Genomic DNA, 18853 nt, shown 5'->3' with positions numbered 1-18853 from the left:
CTTAATTCTGTATTTTTGCAACTATTATTAAAATAACTTATTGATCACTAACATGCAAATCACACTTAGCGAACAAGAAATTGTACGCAGAGAAAAACTCGCCAAGCTCCAGGAGGCCGGTATAGATCCGTACCCTGCCCCGCTTTATCCCGTATCGCACTACTCCGCCGATATCAAAGCTGCATATACTGAAGAACATAAGGAAGCATTCAGCAAGGTATGCGTAGCCGGACGTATTGTAAGCATTATGGATAAGGGAAAGGTATTCTTCATCAAGATCCAGGACAGCAAAGGCATTTTTCAACTCTATACCAAGCGTGATGAGCTGTGCCCAGGCGAGGACAAATCCTTCTGGGATAACGTGGTGCGGCATGGCCTCGACCTCGGCGACTTTATCGGCGCCACGGGTTATGTGTTTACTACCAAAACCGGCGAGGTATCGCTGCATACCGAATCGCTGACCCTGCTGTCTAAATCGCTGAAGCCACTACCCGTGGTAAAACGCGATGAAGAAGGCAATGTGTTTGACGAGGTTACCGATCCCGAGTTCCGTTACCGCCAGCGTTATGCCGACCTGATCGTGAACCCGGGCGTAAAGGAAACCTTTGTGAAGATCACGAAAATGAAAAATGCGATCCGCGAATTCCTGAATGAACAAGGCGCGCTCGAAGTAGACACCCCCGTGCTGCAAAGCATACCGGGCGGTGCAGCTGCACGCCCGTTCATTACGCATCACAACGCACTGGACATGCCCCTGTACCTGCGTATTGCCAACGAGCTGTACCTGAAACGCCTGATCGTAGGCGGTTTCGACTGGGTATACGAGTTTAGCCGCAACTTCAGGAACGAAGGCATGGACCGCACGCATAACCCCGAGTTTACCATCCTCGAATTTTACGTGGCCTACAAAGACTACTACTGGATGATGGAAACCACCGAACAAATGCTGGAACGCACTGCCGTAGCGACCAATGGTACTTCGGTAAGTGTTGTAAACGGCGTGGAGATTGACTTTAAAGCGCCCTACCCGCGCGTAAGCATATACGACGCCATTAAAGAGCATACCGGTATCGACATCAGCAATATGAACGAGGACGAACTGCGCGATACCTGCAAACAACTGCACATCCCGGTTACGCCAAGCATGGGCCGTGGCAAACTGATCGACGAGCTGTTTGGTGAAAAATGCGAAGGCAAATACATACAGCCGACCTTCATTATCGACTACCCGGTAGAGATGAGCCCGCTGACTAAAAAACACCGCAGCAAAGAAGGCCTGGTAGAACGCTTCGAGCTGATGGTAAATGGTAAAGAACTGGCCAATGCCTATAGCGAGCTGAACGATCCTATCGACCAGCGCGAGCGTTTTGAAGACCAGGTAAAACTGATGGAGCGCGGCGACGACGAAGCCATGTTTATCGACCACGACTTCCTGCGTGCCCTGGAATACGGTATGCCGCCAACTTCCGGTATCGGTATCGGTATCGAACGTTTGTCCATGATGCTTACCGGGCAGCCTTCCATCCAGGATGTGTTGTTCTTCCCGCAGATGCGTCCGGAGAAAGTGAATGCTTAACCGAAACTTAAAATCAATACATGTCATCCGTCAAACCTGTCTTCAGGATCTTCGATGTTGAAAAAGCAATAGCCTTTTATATAGACTGGCTGGGCTTCACCATAGACTGGGAACACCGTTATGGCGACAACTTCCCGCTGTATATGCAGGTTTCGATGGATGACATTGTTTTTCACCTGAGCGAGCATCATGGCGATGCCACGCCGGGCTCCAAAGCATTTATCGAATTTACCGGCGACCTGCCGGCCTATCATAAAATGCTGCTGGACAAAAATTACAAATACAACAAACCGGGCCTGGAAAAAGCCCCTTGGGGCGGCCATTATATCCAGGTAACCGATCCCTTCGGCAATAATATCCTGTTCAATTCGGGGGAATAAGCAGCGGAGTCCCGGGAGCAAACAAGCGGTCTATTTTATGAAACGGTATCTTATTATAACCGGCCTGCTGGCTACCGGCCTTAACCCGGCCAGCCATGCCCAACAGCAACGCCATTACGAACTCAAGGGGTTTATGGGCGTACAGGGCGGCGAGTCCTTTACTTATAAACTCGACCTCCACGACTCTGCAGGAAATATACTGGGTGGTTATGCCTATACCTATGCGCAGGAGCCCAATACGGTAAAAACCTATGTAACCGCGATCGTAGACCGGGAAAACAAAACGCTGAACATCCGGGAAAGAGAGATCCTCTCCAACAACCACTTCGAAAGTAAGGCCACCATATGCCTGGTGGAAGCCTTGCTTACCTATAGTGCACAAGCCCGCACCATATCCGGCCCGCTTATTACCAAAACGTCCGGCAATGGCGCCAATTGCAGCAGCGGCGGTATTACTTTCGCCAGCGCTGCAGAACTGGAACAGCTGTTTAATCCGCCTCCGGCGTCACCGCAGCAGGCGGTGGCAACCAAACCTGCAGGCACTAAAACACCGGCTGCCCCCAAAAAGGAACTGGGCCCCGAAGACAATCCCTTTATCGGCAATGCTCCAAAACAGCCCCGGCAACAGCCTGTGGCCGTAACGCCCAGGGCAGATAACATTACCGAGGGCAAAGACAAAACTTACCTCTGGAAAACCGGGCAGGTGCAACTGGAAGTATGGGATGGCAATACCGTGGATAACGATAAGGTAACCATCCTGTATAACGGCCAGGAAGTGCTCACCAATTATGTGCTCACCAAAGAGAAGAAAAAGCTGGTATTACCCATAGGCGGTAATGAACTGAACATCATTACCGTAATCGCCCTGAACGAAGGCAACGAACCGCCCAATACGGCTAATATACTGCTCACCGACGGCACCGAAAGTTACGAGGTAATTGCCCATAACACGATCGGTAAAAGAGCATTGATCCGGATAAAAAAACAATAATAGCTTTTTGCATCCACAGCAAACAGGTACAGAATAAATAGGAAGAGGCTGCTCACAGGAGCAGCCTCTTTATGTATAACAAGTGTTATCCGATAGAAGAACCGGGGGATTAGTGTTGTACTACCAGTTTGTGGTTAGTAGCTGCACCGTCGGCCTGTACACGGATCGTGTAGCTGCCGGAGGCCAGGCCTGAAGCGTTGAGTACGTTTTCAGTAACACCATAGGTAACCGGTACTACGATCTGCTGACCGGCCATATTGAATACGGTTACATTGCTGATGTTGTTACCTTTTACACGTACGGTTGTGCCGCTAACCGGGTTAGGATAAACGGCTACGCTTGTAGCAATACCACCACCGAAGGTTACACGGTTTGTTTTGCTATAGCTTACTTTACCATCGCGGTCGGTTTGTTTCAGGCGGTAGTTATTATCGCCGTTCAGCGGTTTGCTGTCGGTAAAGCTATACGCCAGTTTTTCGTTGCTGTTACCCGCAACCGCCAGGGTGCTTACAAAACCGATTTTGCTGAAGGTTTTACCATCGGCGCTGCGTTCTACCTCGAAACCGGCATTGTTGGTTTCGTTTGCTGTAGCCCAGTTCAGCAGCGCGTGGTCGCCTGCTTTTTCTGCAGTGAACGACAACCAGCTTACAGACAGCGGTACAGAGTTAAGCCCTACTACTTTGGGGTTAGTGGCATTGTTCAGGTTTACAGAAGAAGGAGAAGCATAGAAAGAGTTATTGGTTTCTGTTTTATCGCCGCTGATAAATACATAGTACTCCATCTGGTAGTTGGGAACTGACGGTGCGCCCGGAGGGTTACCTCCCTGGAAGGTGATCATCTCTACGGAAGGAATAATGGCAGCAGTACCGCTGGTACCGTAAAAAGCCAGGCCCAGTAAGTCTTTCTCCTGGTTGGTGGTCATCGCGAAAGGAGAGTTATTGAAGTTAGGCGCTACGAGGTAGTAAGCATATCCTCCAAGAACAAGCGAAGGTGCGATATTGGTTGTTGGACCGCCTGCAGTGGTACCATTCAGGCCGTTAATGTTGAGCGTCGGGTTATTTGCGCCCTGGTCGGGAATACGGATGCCCACAGTAAAACTGGAGATATTACCGGTAACGGCTGTGCCGCTGTTTTTAAGGCGGACAACTGCCTGGTAATTCTGACCGGATGTTGCCGGGGTCAGGGTTGCCTGTACTTGCGCAAACAGGGCCATACTCAAGCCCATAGAGGCCAGTAAGAGTGTAATTCTTTTCATGTCTTTTTTTTGTTTGGATGCAGTGCAAATGTAAAGCAAAAAAGCTGAGGTCCTATTCTTAACATTATCCTAATTCGCTCTTTTATACAAAAGCGCTACGTACGGAATTTCTCCAATAAAAAGAGGCTGTCCTTTCGGACAGCCTCCCTTTTCACTTTTGAACACAACCTATTCCCCTTTGAGGAATTTCCCACTATATACTATATCAGTTGCGTCCGATACTTGTATCTGGTAAACGGCAGCAGCCAGTCCATGCACATCGAGTTCATAAACAGCAAGCTCTGTAGTCCGTTCCAGCACCTGTTGGCCCAGTGCATTGAACACGCGGATGGTGTTCTTGCCCTTCAGCCCTTTTACGTACAGTTTAACCTTGGCGGGGTTAGGATATAACTCCACGCCCGGGCCTTTACAGTCGAAGCTGAGGTCACGCGTAGGCGTTACCGAGGTAGACCGGTCGGTATTAACCTGTACGATGCGGTATAAATTTTTGCCATGCTGCGGATGTGCATCTACATAGCTATAGGTCCTGCGCACAGCACCCGAACCTGCAGATTTCACCTTGCCGATAGCTTCGAAATCGACACCGTTAACGCTTCTTTCTACATTGAAGTACTCATTATTCCTTTCGAAAGAAGTGGCCCAGCTCAGGATGGCCTGGCAACCTTTGGCGCTTACCTCGAAAGACTCGAAAGTGATCGCCAGCGGAACAGTTACACTCACCGTACCGGTTGGGCTGTTATTGTTTGGATTCGGATCGTTGTACTGCGGTAAACCGGTACGCTGGATCTGGGCAGAGTAGGTTTGAGCCGTTACCGCCTGCGTAGTGGTAAAGGGCACATTAAACACGACAATGCTCGCCGGTACACTGGGAATAATACCCACTACCTGGGCGGTAGGCACCAGCAGCGCAGATTGCAGGCTGGTACGGGTATAAGTCCAACCTGGCGGCGTGCCCGGGTAAGTAGCATCGAACTGGATACCGGTAGGTACGGTTAAAACGATCTGGAAAGCGCCGGCCAGCAGATTTGTAGTTGAGGGGTTCTGGAAGGTAAGACCAAATGTTCCAGCAATACCGATCCCGGTGTAAGTACCGAGATTGGGCGACCCCGTCAATGTAAGATCCACGGTAGGCTGAGCATAACTTTCTGTACTGGCTGCGACGAGGAGTACTCCCGCCACCAGGAAACTTTGCAAAACCTTTTTCATATGAAGTATTTTTTCTTGTTTATTAATTGGGTTTCTCGTTTTTATGCTCCCGGGTGGAACGGGCCCGCCCGGGAGCAATAAACTTAGTTGGTTACGTTCAGTACCGCGTTTACGGAGTTGTTGTTACCGTTAGTCTCACCACCTGAGCCCGGGGTAATGGTCACGGAAATGGTCGACGTTCCAAGCGAAACGTTAGCATTCGTCGTGATGTCACCGGTAATGGTTGTGCTACCGTTCACACCGATCACAGGGCTACCGGTTATTTCATAGTAAGCACCGAAATCAGTGATACTCCAGGTATTCGTCTCGTTAAGAGAGATAGCGAACGCAGAGGTTGGCTTAAGGATGTAAAGCTGAATCTGGCCATTGGTAGGCACGACTCCGATATTGTACACATCGAGTGTATACGGACGGCTGTTGTTTGCCGGGGTGAATATCGGAGAACTTACTACCAGGTTCGGGATAAGATCTGCAACAGGCACTACCAGTACCACTTTAACGGTATCGCTATGATCAGCAGGCAGGGTACCTGTACAGCCATTGGCATCCGTTACGCTTACCAGGTTGTAGATAAAGTCGCCGAGCACTGCATTGGATTGCGGAACGGTTACGATGGTATTCACACCGGTAGTGGCAATGGTTTGTACAGAACCACCATTAACAGTATACTGGAAGGTATACGGCGCCTGGCCGCCATTTGCCGTGAAGGAAATGGTAGATGTCGTATTCGCATTCTGCGCTACCGTGCTGGAACCGGCAATATGACCTTCGAGGTTATTGACTACTACTACATTGTACGAACATGTAGCGGTATTGCCGGAGGCATCGGTGGCAGTATAAGTAACCACAGTGGTACCTACCTCGAACACATGTGTGCCGATGTTATTGGTGCCTGTAAGCGGAGAAGCAGCAGTTGTAGCGCCGCTCAGGGTCCAGGTCAGGGTGCTCATGGCGCAGTTGTCGCCAACAACAGGATCTGGAGTGACTACGCTGGCCTTACAACCTGCGATATTGGTATTGCTATTGATATTAGCCGGGCAGGAGGAGAACTCAGGCACGGTATTATCAGTAACCACAACGTTGAAAGAACATACTGTGCTTACGTTGCCGGAAGAGTCGGTAGCGGTATAGGTAACCTGTGTGGTTCCTACAGGGAATACCGATCCCGGTGTATGGCTCTTGGTCCAGATCAGGTGAGCAGAAGATACACAGTTGTCGGTAGCACCAGGCTCGGTCCAGGTAGCAGCAGCACTGCAGCTGGTAGCGCCCACACCGGTATTTACAGCAACATCAGAAGGACAGTTGCTCAGTACAGGGGCTTCGGTATCGTTAACCGTTACGGTAAAGGAGCAGGTGCTTACATTGTTGGAAGCATCGGTTGCGGTATACGTAACCGTTGTAGTTCCTTTAGGGAAGGCATCGCCCGGGTTGTGGTTAGAAGTCAGTACAACAGGACCGAGGTCGGTACAGTTGTCGGTAGCCACAGGCGCTTTCCAGCTTACGGTATTACCGCACTGGCCCGGCGCATTACCCACAACGATGTCTGAAGGACAGCCAACGATTACAGGAGCCGTAGTATCTACATAAGTAATCGTGAAAGAGCAGGAAGTCATATTACCGCTCTTATCTTTAACGGTAAGGGTAACCGGGATAGTCGGCACGAGTGCAGCAATAATAGTACCCGGTGCAGGAGACTGCATTACGGTATCGATACCACAGGCATCGGTAGCGGTAACCAGCCCTGTATAGTTCAGGAGCTCGTTGGTGCACAGCGGTCCTTTACCTACAGTGATGTTAGGAGCACATACCGTAATAACAGGCCTAACGGTGTCGATCACGGTTACGGTAGCAGGTGCTGTAGCCGTATTCATCCATGCATCTTTAACGGTAAGGGTTACGGTATTGCCGGAACCAACATTACTGCAATCAAATGTGCTCGGGCTGATGCTTAAAGTTACCGGCGAACAGTTATCATGGCTGCCATTATTGATCATAGCGGCAGTTACGCTCGCATGACCGGCTGCATCCAGGTAAACCGTAACAGGATGTGTAATCGCAACAGGAGCAGTAGAGTCTACCAGTTCCAGCTGGAAGGTAGTGGTGTCGGAGTTACCGGCACAGTCTGTACCTTTAATTTTGATGGTACGGGTACCGCCATAACCGATCACGCTGGAACCCGGATCGTTGGGAGCAAGCTGAACCAGGGTTACAGAACCGCCACAATTGTCTGTAGCAGTAACCAGCGACCTGTAGTCAGGCATGGTTACGGTACAGTTAGCACCTGCGCCTACGTTAAGACGTTGCGTTGCCGGTGCTACCAGCACAGGTTTGATATTGTCCAGGATCGTGTAGGTATACACCCAATTGTGTGTATTACCCTCGCAATCGGTATAGGTATACGTATAGGTCATAGAACCATTGCAAACCGGCGCCTGGCTGATTACGGGAGCCGACGGCGTCAGCACGTTACCGCAATTATCCGTTACATTAGGCAGGGTAGGCGCTACGGCATTGGATGCGCAGGCTACGGTGCTTCCTGCATTGGCAGGCATTACAAAGTCTTCGTTCTCTACAGTAATTACCTGGGTATAGCTACCGCTTATGTTACCGCAATCATCGGTTACCGTCCAGGTATTGGTATAGGTACCCTCTTCGGCACAACCAACGCTAGGTACAAAAGAACCGGTAGTTTTAGAGATATTGGTTACATCGACATCACAGTTGTCGGAAGCAACAGGGAACAACGCTTCTGCAGCAGCATAGGCGGTACCTGTTTTACAGGCTACGGTACGGTCGAGGTTGCCGGCTACGGTAACCCATACCGGTTTAGTCGTATCGATGATCGTAATCACCTGTGTAAAGCTGGCACTGATATTACCGCAATCATCGGTAACGGTCCAGGTATTGGTACGGGTACCGGCGTTAGTGCAGGAACCTTGTACAAATGCACCGGTGGTTTTTACGATATTGCTTACATCGGCATCGCAGTTATCCGTTGCGGTTGGCAACAGCGACTGGGCTGCGGTAAGACCGGCTGCATCGCTGCAGGATACTGTCCTGTTCAGGCTACCGGCTACGGTAGTCCAGGTTGGTTTTGTAGTATCTACTACATTGATCACCTGGGTAAATACAGCACTTGCATTACCACAATCATCGGTTACCGTCCAGGTATTGGTATAGGTACCGGCGTTGGCACAACCAACACTAGGCACAAATAAACCCGCTGTTTTTACGACATTGGTTACATCATTATCGCAATTATCGCTGGCAACCGGGAACAGCGCCTGGGCTGCATTAAGATCGGCCGTGCTGCTGCAGGATACGGTCCTGTTCAGGTTACCGGCTACAGTAGTCCAGGTTGGCTTAACCGTATCTACCACATTAATTACCTGGGTAAATACGGCGCTTGCATTACCGCAATCATCCGTTACCGTCCAGGTATTGGTATAGGTACCGGCATTGGCACAGGAAACGCTGGGCACAAATAAACCAGCCGTTTTTACGACATTGGTTACATCGTTATCGCAATTATCGCTGGCAACCGGGAACAAAGCCTGGGCTGCCGTAAGATCGGCCGTGCTGCTGCAGGATACGGTCCTGTTCAGGTTACCGGCTACAGTCGTCCAGGTTGGTTTTGTAGTATCTACCACATTGATTACCTGGGTGAAGACATTGCTGGTATTATTGCAACGGTCCGTTACGGTCCAGGTATTGGTATAAGTACCTGCATTGGCACAAGAAACGCTGGGCACAAATGCACCTGCAGTTTTTACGATATGGGCAGGATTAGCTACGCTGGTATCGCAGTTGTCGCTGGCCGTAGGGTGCAGCGCCTGGGCTGCAGTAAGACCGGCAGCATCGCTGCAGGATACCGTCCTGTTCAGGGAAGCAGCAGTAGTGCTCCAGGTAGGTTTAACCGTATCCATTACTGTTACCGGGAAAGGAAGCGATATGCCCTGGCAATTCAGGGTGATCGGGCCTACCGGGGTAAAGGTAAAGGTAACCGGGTTGCGTGCTGCAGAAAGGCAAACGCCGCCCAGGTTGGTATGTACGCCGGTAGCATAGGCTACATTCACGGCACTGTCGAGGCCTACACCATTCGCATCGCGGGCTATCCAGTTAAAGGTACCGCCTACGTTGTTGGTTTCAGAAACCGTAAAGTTGAGGGTAGATCCGGGACATACCGTTCCGGTCGACTGGGCGCTTACGCTGATCGCAGGGAGCGGGTTAACGGTAATATCTACAAAACCGGTAAGCGGTGTTGCAGTACAACCGTTTGCGTCGGAACCCGACTGCCAGGAAATACGGTATTTAAGCGTAGAAGAACCGGTATTAGGCAGGGATGAAGCAGGAATAGCTACAGCCGATGCACCGGTAGTGGTAACATTAAAAGGTCCGAAGGTAACTGGTGTACCAAATACCCCGGGCGATGTTTCCGCGGCGATGTTGAAGTTGCCGGTAAACGGAACAGCACCTGTTACGTTTACGTTTACACTAACGCCTTGTCCGTAACAGATCTGGGTATTGGAAGCACCTGCTATAGAAGCAAAAGATGTAGTCCTGATTACAACATTAGCCGTTGCATTTACCGCAGCGCAGGTATAAACACCGGCGCCGGATGTAGGAATGTTGTAAGTAACGGTATAAGTACCCGCAGTACTGTTGGAAGGATCGATAGCACCGGTAGTGCTGTTGATCGAAAGACCCGCAGGAGCTGCAGAATAAGTACCGCCCGCAGCGCCTGTTAAAGTAGGGCTTACGGAAGTCAGGTTATGACAGAAAGGAGAACCGGAATAAGCAATAGTCGCAGAAGGACAGGTATAGGTAACACGGACTTCGCCGCGGGCGCCATTACCGGAATTGGTATTGGTACCGCCGCCGCCACCACCGCCACCGGGGTTGCCGCCGTTGTCTGCATCAAATGAGTTCGTGCTGCCGCCGTCGCCACCGTTACCGGTACCCGTACCGCCGCTGCCGCCGAAGTTGGGGCTGCCATTAGCACCGGGATTACCAGTGCCGCCGTTGCCGGAGGTTAATGCCGAACCACCGCCGCCGCCGCCGGTACTATTGTTGCCGGCGCTACCGCCGTTACCGCCGGAATGTGTAACATCGCCGGTACTGGCCGATGCCTGGCCGCCCTGGCCACCGCTGCGGTTAGCCTGGCCCGAAGCTCCGCCTGCAGCCACCACAACATTGGCGCCGAAAGTGGTACTGGTACCGCTATTACCGGGCACACCGCCGGTGCCGATCACAACATTGTAGGAAGCACCCGGAGTTACGGTAAAGGTCTTAACGGCATAAGCGCCGCCGCCACCGCCGCCATCGCGGCCATTAACGTTACCGCCACCGCCACCGGCGCCCCAGGCTTCTACTTTAATACTGGTTACCCCGGTGGGTACATCAAATGTCCCCCCGGATGTGAATGTTCGTGTTACCTGGGCGCTGGCCTGTGTGACCAGCCCCAGACTCGCCATAATCAAAAAAGCGAGCATACGTGCGATTCCGGAGCCCCGGCCTCGCTCGTTACCTTGAGCATGATAAAGTCGTGTCATAACTTTAGTGGGTTTAGAAAAAGTGAAAAAATGAAAAACTATAGGTCAACATGGTGTTTTCATAGATATTACAGCCCTGGCGGGTACAACAATGCGCACCGCGGGTATTAAACACCGGGCGACGACAGGTAGTGCCAGGGGAGTTGTAACTCCGGCCGGCCATTCAGGCGCAAGGGGGCTGTAAGCAGGGGAAAAAAGATACCGTTGGGAGCGGTAACAATCCTGTGTAGGGAAATCCAGGATATGGTAGATTTAGCATTCATGGTTTTGGTGGGAATTGGTTAATTGGGGTAAATTTTTTTTTACATATGGGGAGATTTGATGGCAGTTTTCAATGTTAATGCAAGCCTATGGATTTGTTAAAAAATCTAGGACAAAAGTAGAATGAAAAGAAAAAAGACCACACAACCAAATTCGGTAGGTGATCTGCCTATAATCAGTACATATAGATTAATTAAATAAAAATTTATAAAAAATTAATGTTCATATATAAATATTTACAATTAATACATAACCCTAAATGACATAAAATACGCAGATTTTATCCATTAATAAATTATTATACAGACAAAAATAAAGTAGATAAAAATAAATTTATAAATGTCTTCAAAAATTATTGTACTTTTAAACCGTCCACTACACTCGAAAAACAAGTAAGTTATAGAATATACTCATTTAGTTTCTATACATAATTAATAAAGTTTATTTTTACTTACGCCAATAGTCTTACCCTGAGCATACCTCCTCAATATGCTAAAGTTTTACTAACAAAACCTAAAAACCAAAACCCCATGGACATTACCTATATACGTGAAAAAATAAAATTGCTACGCCGCACCAAAGGCATTACCCAAAAAGAAATGGGCAGCCGCCTCTACATGGATGAAAGAAGTTATGCCAAGATCGAACGGGGCGAAAAAAAATCGATCGACATCCTACTCCTTACCTCCATCGCCGACAAGCTTAACGTAGACCTGGAAACCTTACTGGGCAAAGAAAACACGGCAGCAGCCACACAAGCCGCCAACACCACTACCACCACCACGGGCAACACAGACATCCACTCGCTGATAGAAGCCCACCAGGCGCTCCGGGAAGAAATCCAGCAATTAAAAGATGAAATTAAAACCATGATCTCCAGCCACCAGGAGGCGCTCCGCATCCTGCGACATTCCGAATAAAGCACCAAGTCTTTTCCCGATTTAATCCGCGGTATTGGTACTTTTGCATTTCAAAAAATGTACACCCTATGTTTTTTAAAATGCAGAAAAGCCCAAAGGGGCAGCTGGTCTACATTATCGACCAGGCAACACAGTTAAAACAGGTCAACCTTTCTAAAGAAGAGCTGGGCTTTGCCGAGCAGCAACTCAGGAACGACAGGAAGTTACTGGAGCTTAACCGTTTTGAAACCCAGTTATACATCATCGTTACTACCCCGCAAAAAGAATCCTGGCAGATCGCAGAACACTTACGCAAACAAGGCGCGCAGCTACAGGATATTCTTTATAAATTAAAAAGCAAAGAGATTACCATTACCAGTCTCAGCGCTACCCCACTCGCTGCCTATTACCTGGCAGAAGGTCTTGCCCTCGCAGCCTATCAATTCCTCAAGTACCGGTCTGATGCCAAAAAGCGCAGCCATACCTTAACGGATATCGGTTTCGAGAAACAAAGCATTACCCTTAAAGACCTGAAACAGCTGCAAGCGGTAACAGAAGCGGCTTACCTGGTGCGTAACCTGGTAAACGAGCCCCTGAGTTACCTGACCGCCGAGCAGCTGGCCAAAGAAATAACGGCCATAGGTAAAGAAGGCGGGTTCCGGGTAAGCGTACTGGGCAAAGCAAAAATCGAGCAACTTAATATGGGCGGCCTGCTCGCTGTAAACCGGGGTAGCATATTGCCCCCCACCTTTACCGTAATGGAGCACCGGCCGGTAAAAGCGATCAACAAAAACCCCATCGTACTGGTAGGCAAAGGCGTGGTATACGATACCGGCGGACTGAGCCTGAAACCCACCCCCAACTCGATGGACCGTATGAAAAGCGACATGAGCGGCGGCGCCCTGGTAGCCGGCATTATGTACGTAGCAGCCCGGCTGGACTTCCCCCTGCATATTATAGGTTTGGTGCCCGCCACCGAAAACCGCCCGGGAGAGAATGCCTATGTGCCCGGCGACGTGATTACCATGTATAGCGGCACTACCGTAGAAGTATTGAATACAGACGCCGAAGGCCGTATGATCCTGGCCGATGCCCTGCACTATGCAAAAAAATACCAGCCCGAACTGGTACTCGATTTTGCTACCCTTACCGGCGCAGCCTCTGCAGCCGTGGGCGACGCCGGCATTGTGTGCATGGGCACCGCTACCGCCGACACCAAAGACCGCCTGAAGGACTGCGGCTTCCGCCAGTATGAACGCCTGGTGGAAATGCCCCTCTGGGACGAGTACGGGGAGATGATCAAATCCGACATTGCCGATCTTAAAAATATAGGCGGGCCGCAAGGCGGTGCCATGACCGCCGGCAAATTCCTGGAGCATTTTACCGATTACCCCTGGATGCATTTCGACATCGCCGGCGTATCGCATAACACGGCCAAAAAGGATTACCGCACCACCGGCGGCACGGCCTACGGCCTGCGGCTGATCGTCGACTTCCTGAGCGGCTATGGCCGCTAGATCAGCCGCATCAACGCTTGAATTACCCCGTAAAGGGTTACGGAAATACCCATAAACATTTTATATTTTTGCGTACTTATGAAAAAATTTCTATTAAGCATACTTGCTTCTGTCACTTTACTTTCCGCACGCGCCGATGAAGGCATGTGGATACCGATGCTGATCGGGAAAAATTATGAAGAAATGCAGCGCCTGGGTCTTAAGCTTTCCGCAGACGACCTGTACAATGCGAATAAATCCAGCCTCAAGGATGCCGTTGTTCATTTCGGCGGCGGCTGTACCGGCGAGATCATTTCTCCGCAAGGCCTGCTCATTACCAACCACCACTGCGGTTACGGCAATATCGCCGACCTGAGCACCGTGGAAAAGAACTACCTGGAAAACGGCTTCTGGGCAAAAAAACAGGACGAAGAGCTGAACGCACCCGGCCTCTCGGTTAAGTTCCTGGTACGCATGGAAGATGTTACCGAAGAAGTAAACAAGGTGAAGTCGAAAGGCAATGAAGCCAAGCAACAGAAATCTTTTACCAAATACAAAGCCGACCTGGAAAAGAAAGCGGCAGAGGGTGGTAAATATACCGCACAGCTGACGACCTATTTTAACGGCAACCAGTACATCCTGCTGGTATACCAGGTATTTACCGATGTCCGCCTGGTAGCTACCCCGCCTAAGTCGCTGGGCAAATACGGCGGCGATACCGACAACTGGATGTGGCCGCGCCATACCGCCGACTTCTCGGTATTCCGTGTATACGCAGATAAGGACAACAACCCTGCTGCCTACTCCAAAAACAACGTACCCTACAAACCCAAACACTTCCTGCCGGTATCGACCAAAGGCGTACATGAAAACGACTATGCGATGATACTCGGCTATCCCGGCCGCACCAACCGTTACGAAACTTCGTACGGTGTGGACATGGCGATCAACGAAGTGAATCCCTCTATCGTAAAGATCCGCGATATGCGCCTGGCGCTGATGCGTAACTATATGCGCAAAGACCCAGCTGTAAACCTGAAGCTCGCCAGCAATTATGCCCGTATCGCCAACTACTGGAAATACTTTATAGGCCAGACCGAACAACTGAAACGCCTGCATGTGATCGAAGAAAAGCAACAGCAGGAGCAGGAGTTTACGGCCTGGGCCAAAGCCAGCAACCGCGAATACGATGGCCTGATGAACCGTTATGCCAAAATCTATACCGCTTACCGTCCTTATGCCAAACATAATACCTATTATGCCGAGTGCTTTGGCGGCGCAGCCCTGGCAAAGTTTGCTGCCCGTACCAGCAACCTGTACCGCATGCTGGGCGACCGCAAAGGCAAAGCAGACTCCATCTCCAAAGAGATTACAGAACTGAAGAAAGCCCGCAAGGACATGATGAAGGAATTTGTACCGGCTGTAGAACAGGAAATGCTGGCCCGTACCGCCGAACTGTTCTATAAGGATGTGCCCCAAAGCCAGTTGCCCGATGTGTACCAGAAATTTATCTTCAAGCAATTCGGCAACGACGACTGGACCAAAACCTTTAACGACTTTGCCCAATATACCTTTGCCAATACCTTCCTGCTGAACGATATCAAGTTTGAAAACTTTACCTCCAACCCATCGCAGGAAGTACTGGCTGCCGATCCGGCGGTGCAATATGCCCTGAGCTTTGCTCATAACTACGAGGACAACTACCAGCCAAAACTGGCCCAGTATACCAAAGACCGCGAAGCCCTGAGCAAAGAATACATTAAAGGCCTGATGCTGAAAAATGAAGGTAAACTGTTCTATCCCGATGCCAACAGCACCATGCGCCTTTCTTACGGTAAAGTAGGCGGCTATAGCCCGCAGGATGCCGTTTCCTATAACTACTATACCACCATCGAAGGTTTGCTGGCTAAGTACAAACCCAACGATTACGAATTCGACCTCCAGAAAGATTTCCTGGAACTGTGCAAAACCCGCGACTACGGCCGTTATGCCGATGCCAGCGGCGAACTGGTAACCTGCTTTATTACCAATAACGACATTACCGGCGGTAACAGCGGCAGCCCCGTGATCAATGCCAACGGCGAACTGCTGGGACTTGCATTCGACGGTAACTGGGAAGCCATGAGCGGCGATATCGCTTTCGACAAAAAATACAAGCGTACGATCGCTGTAGACATCCGCTTTGTACTGTGGCTGATCGATAAATACGGCGGCGCACAAAACCTGATCAACGAAATGACCCTGAATTAAGCTACTCCCCTGCTTTATTATAACACGAGGCCTCCTGCAATTGCAGGAGGCCTCGTTGCATATCCGGAAACCGTTAATTTTCAAAATCTAACACGGTTTTAGCAAACATTTCAGGGCTTTGTTTGTCTTCCTACACAAACAAAAACATCTAAATACAGTATCATGGCAAAGTCAACTTCCAAACCCGCAACAAAAGCAACAAAAACAGCAGTGGATCTTTCTGAAGCCAATATCGGCATCAGTGAAGCCAATAAACAGGCCGTAGCCGACGAACTGAATAAATTATTGTCCGACGAATTCCTGCTCTATACCAAAACCCGTAAATTCCACTGGAACGTAGAAGGGGCGCAGTTTCACGACCTGCACCTGTTTTTCGAAAAACAATATACCCAATTGGCCGACATCATGGATTCGGTTGCAGAACGTATCCGTAAAATAGGGCACTATGCCCTGGGCTCCATGAGCCAGTTCCTGAAGGAGACCTCGCTGCTCGAGCATTCCGACAACGAAACACCCGCATCCTCCATGCTGGCCCAACTGCTGGACGATCACGAAACGATCATCCGCCGCTTACGTTCCGATATCGACAAGTTCCAGGATAAATATAAAGATGCAGGCAGCGCCGATTTTATTACCGGTCTTATCGAAGCCCATGAAACCATGGCCTGGATGCTGCGCGCAACTGCGAAATAATTTTTTACAGAACCAAAAATCACATTTTATGGCAACGCTTAATGAACATCCCGAATTTGCAACGGTAACAGATGCGATAAAATGGCTGGAAGACCAGGGTTATACCTACGACTTTAACCTGGATAACGATTGCATCAGCTACGATGGCGGCCAGAAAAGGCTGAGCCCCGACGAATTTAATATTGACCGCATCTTCCGCTTTGAAGGCATGACCGACCCCGGCGACGAAAATATCGTTTACGCGATCTCTTCCGGGCATCATGATGTAAAAGGTATCATGGTCAATGCATTTGGCGTTTACTCCGATCCTATTTCAGACAAGATGATCAAAAAACTGGCAGCCCGGCCACAAGCCGGCGAATAATAATTCCCCCTGTCCTTTTAACAACAATAAGCCCCGGATCCTGTGATCCGGGGCTTATATCTTATTGCTATGCTTATGGATGCTTATTCCTGGTGGAACGGATACCGGTAATTGGTAACCGGTACATAGGTTTCCTTAATGGTACGGGCGCTCAGCCAGCGATACAGGTTCAGGAAAGAACCGGCCTTATCGTTGGTACCGGAAGCCCTGGCGCCGCCAAACGGCTGCTGGCCTACTACAGCCCCGGTAGGCTTATCGTTGATATAGAAGTTACCGGCAGCATTTACCAGTTTTTTAGTCAGGTATTCTACCACGAAACGGTCCTGGGCAAAGATGGCGCCGGTAAGGGCATAACCGGAAGTATGATCTACCTTATCCAGCAGGGTTTCCCACTCCTGTTCGTTGTATACATAAATGGTCAGTACCGGTCCGAACAGCTCTTCGCACATGGTTACATAATCGGGGTTGGTGGTTTCGATTACGGTAGGCTCGATAAAATAACCTTTCGATTTATCGTAGCTGCCGCCGTGGATGATTTTTGCATCGGCGCTTCCTTTTACGCCATCGATATATTTAGCCAGGTTATCGAATGATTTCTCATCGATCACCGCGTTGATGAAATTGGTAAAATCATCCACCACACCCATTTTCAGGGTTTTCAGTTCGGCGATGAATTTAGTTTTAACCTCTTCGGCGATATTGGAAGGCAGGTATACCCGCGAAGCTGCAGAGCATTTTTGCCCCTGGTATTCGAAGGCGCCGCGTACCATATTGGCAACAAGCGAATCGATATTAGCCGTAGGGTGAGCGAAGATAAAGTCCTTACCGCCGGTCTCGCCTACGATACGCGGATAAGATTTATATTTAGCGATATTGTTACCGATAGTCTTCCACATACCCTGGAATACGCCGGTAGAACCGGTGAAGTGTACCCCGGCAAAGTCTTTGTGTGCAAAGCAGATATCGCCTACTACAGGGCCATTGGTATATACCAGGTTGATCACACCGGCAGGCAGGCCTGCTTCCTGCAGGATCTCCATAAACACGCTGGCAGAATAAATTTGTGTATTGGCGGGCTTCCATACCACTACGTTGCCGCACATAGCCGGCGCGGTAGGCAGGTTGCCGCCGATAGCCGTAAAGTTGAACGGTGTAACGGCCAGCACAAAACCTTCGAGCGCACGGTACTCCATACGATTGCTGAATCCTTCGGGAGAAATAGGCTGTTGCCTGTAGATATCGCTCAGGAAGTGCACATTGAACCGCAGGAAATCGATCAGTTCGCAGGCACTGTCGATTTCGGCCTGGTAGGCATTTTTACTCTGGCCCAGCATGGTAGCCGCGTTCATGCGGAAACGGTATTTCGTAGCCAGCAACTCGGCGGCTTTCATAAATATGGCGGCACGGTGCTCCCAACTGGTGGCAGCCCACTGCTCCCTTACACTTAATGCAGCATCGATTGCCTGCTGTACATGGCTTTCGTCGCCTGCATGAAAATGTCCTAATAAATGACCGGTCTCGTGGGGCGGACGGATTTCTTTTTTATCGCCGGTACGCACTTCCTTCCCGTTGATATACATAGGAATATCGCGTTGCTGGCTTTTCAGTTCGGCAATCGCTTTTTTAAGGTTTTCCGCATCGGCGGAACCCGGGGCATAACTCCGGACGGGTTCATTGACCGGCTGTCCGAAATAGAAATATCCGTTGTTCATATGCTTTTAATAGTAGTTGTTGAGGACTAAAAAATTTGCCCGGCAAAGATAACTATTAATTACCGCGCCAGGAAATGCCTGTTTCTAAAGTTATTATAATCAAAAGCAATATTTTTTGGGGTCGACTAAGGGTTTTCCAAAGCTCCGGTTGTTATAGGTACTAACACAAACTTCAGGATTTTTTTAAAATTCGTTTTCACCTAAAAAACAAACCAAAG

At 49.8% G+C, this 18853-nt stretch carries 13 protein-coding genes; 8 read left to right on the top strand and 5 right to left on the bottom strand.

Features of this window, described 5'->3' with window-relative positions; translation table 11 throughout:
• Positions 1-52 precede the first annotated feature (52 nt).
• The 3 genes from lysS to B0I18_RS19355 are packed head-to-tail and all read left to right on the top strand — an operon-like array spanning position 53 to position 2947.
• Positions 53-1576 carry a lysine--tRNA ligase gene (gene lysS / locus B0I18_RS19365; RefSeq protein WP_106524405.1) on the top strand — a complete coding sequence of 508 codons (1524 nt, stop codon included), beginning with the start codon at positions 53-55 and terminating at the stop codon, positions 1574-1576.
• A 20-nt stretch (positions 1577-1596) separates the two neighbouring features.
• Positions 1597-1956: a glyoxalase superfamily protein gene (locus tag B0I18_RS19360; RefSeq protein WP_106524404.1), complete on the top strand. Its 360-nt coding sequence runs from the start codon at positions 1597-1599 to the stop codon at positions 1954-1956.
• 37 nt (positions 1957-1993) lie between these two features.
• Complete coding sequence (locus B0I18_RS19355) at positions 1994-2947, top strand: hypothetical protein (protein ID WP_106524403.1); 954 nt, start codon at positions 1994-1996, stop codon at positions 2945-2947.
• A 109-nt stretch (positions 2948-3056) separates the two neighbouring features.
• Here B0I18_RS19355 and B0I18_RS19350 read toward each other — a convergent pair whose 3' ends face one another.
• The 4 genes from B0I18_RS19350 to B0I18_RS25150 all read right to left on the bottom strand — a co-directional run bounded on the left by B0I18_RS19350 (position 3057) and on the right by B0I18_RS25150 (position 11223).
• Positions 3057-4202, bottom strand: coding sequence for a T9SS type A sorting domain-containing protein (locus tag B0I18_RS19350; protein WP_106524402.1), 1146 nt, complete (start codon positions 4200-4202; stop codon positions 3057-3059).
• A gap of 168 nt (positions 4203-4370) precedes the next feature.
• Positions 4371-5408 (bottom strand): T9SS type A sorting domain-containing protein, encoded by a 1038-nt coding sequence (locus tag B0I18_RS19345; protein WP_106524401.1) that lies wholly within the window; start codon positions 5406-5408, stop codon positions 4371-4373.
• An 83-nt stretch (positions 5409-5491) separates the two neighbouring features.
• A complete protein-coding gene (locus B0I18_RS25435; protein ID WP_146146812.1) occupies positions 5492-10960 on the bottom strand; it encodes a beta strand repeat-containing protein in 5469 nt (1822 codons plus the stop codon).
• Positions 10961-11067: 107 nt separating this feature from the next.
• The gene (locus B0I18_RS25150) at positions 11068-11223 is read right to left on the bottom strand and encodes a hypothetical protein (protein WP_181358535.1); all 156 of its coding nucleotides are present in this window, start codon (positions 11221-11223) and stop codon (positions 11068-11070) included.
• Between the two features lie 528 nt (positions 11224-11751).
• Between B0I18_RS25150 and B0I18_RS19335 the strand changes: the two genes are divergently transcribed.
• The 5 genes from B0I18_RS19335 to B0I18_RS19315 all read left to right on the top strand — a co-directional run bounded on the left by B0I18_RS19335 (position 11752) and on the right by B0I18_RS19315 (position 16923).
• On the top strand, positions 11752-12141 hold the full coding sequence (locus tag B0I18_RS19335) for a helix-turn-helix domain-containing protein (RefSeq protein ID WP_106524399.1): 390 nt from the start codon (positions 11752-11754) through the stop codon (positions 12139-12141).
• A gap of 68 nt (positions 12142-12209) precedes the next feature.
• Entirely contained in the window at positions 12210-13637 is a 1428-nt protein-coding gene (locus B0I18_RS19330) for a leucyl aminopeptidase family protein (RefSeq protein WP_106524398.1), read from the top strand.
• Positions 13638-13715: 78 nt separating this feature from the next.
• A complete protein-coding gene (locus B0I18_RS19325) occupies positions 13716-15866 on the top strand; it encodes a S46 family peptidase (protein ID WP_106524397.1) in 2151 nt (716 codons plus the stop codon).
• A gap of 162 nt (positions 15867-16028) precedes the next feature.
• Positions 16029-16559, top strand: a complete 531-nt coding sequence (locus B0I18_RS19320; protein WP_106524396.1) for a Dps family protein — start codon at positions 16029-16031, stop codon at positions 16557-16559.
• 28 nt (positions 16560-16587) lie between these two features.
• Entirely contained in the window at positions 16588-16923 is a 336-nt protein-coding gene (locus B0I18_RS19315; RefSeq protein ID WP_106524395.1) for a phosphoribosylpyrophosphate synthetase, read from the top strand.
• Between the two features lie 83 nt (positions 16924-17006).
• Here B0I18_RS19315 and pruA read toward each other — a convergent pair whose 3' ends face one another.
• A complete protein-coding gene (gene pruA / locus B0I18_RS19310) occupies positions 17007-18635 on the bottom strand; it encodes an L-glutamate gamma-semialdehyde dehydrogenase (protein ID WP_106524394.1) in 1629 nt (542 codons plus the stop codon).
• Positions 18636-18853: the final 218 nt, after the last annotated feature.

It is taken from the genome of Taibaiella chishuiensis, assembly GCF_003014535.1.
GTDB classification, from domain to species: domain Bacteria; phylum Bacteroidota; class Bacteroidia; order Chitinophagales; family Chitinophagaceae; genus Taibaiella; species Taibaiella chishuiensis.
Note: the sequence above shows the minus strand (reverse complement) of the source record. Positions and strands in the feature narration are given on the sequence as shown.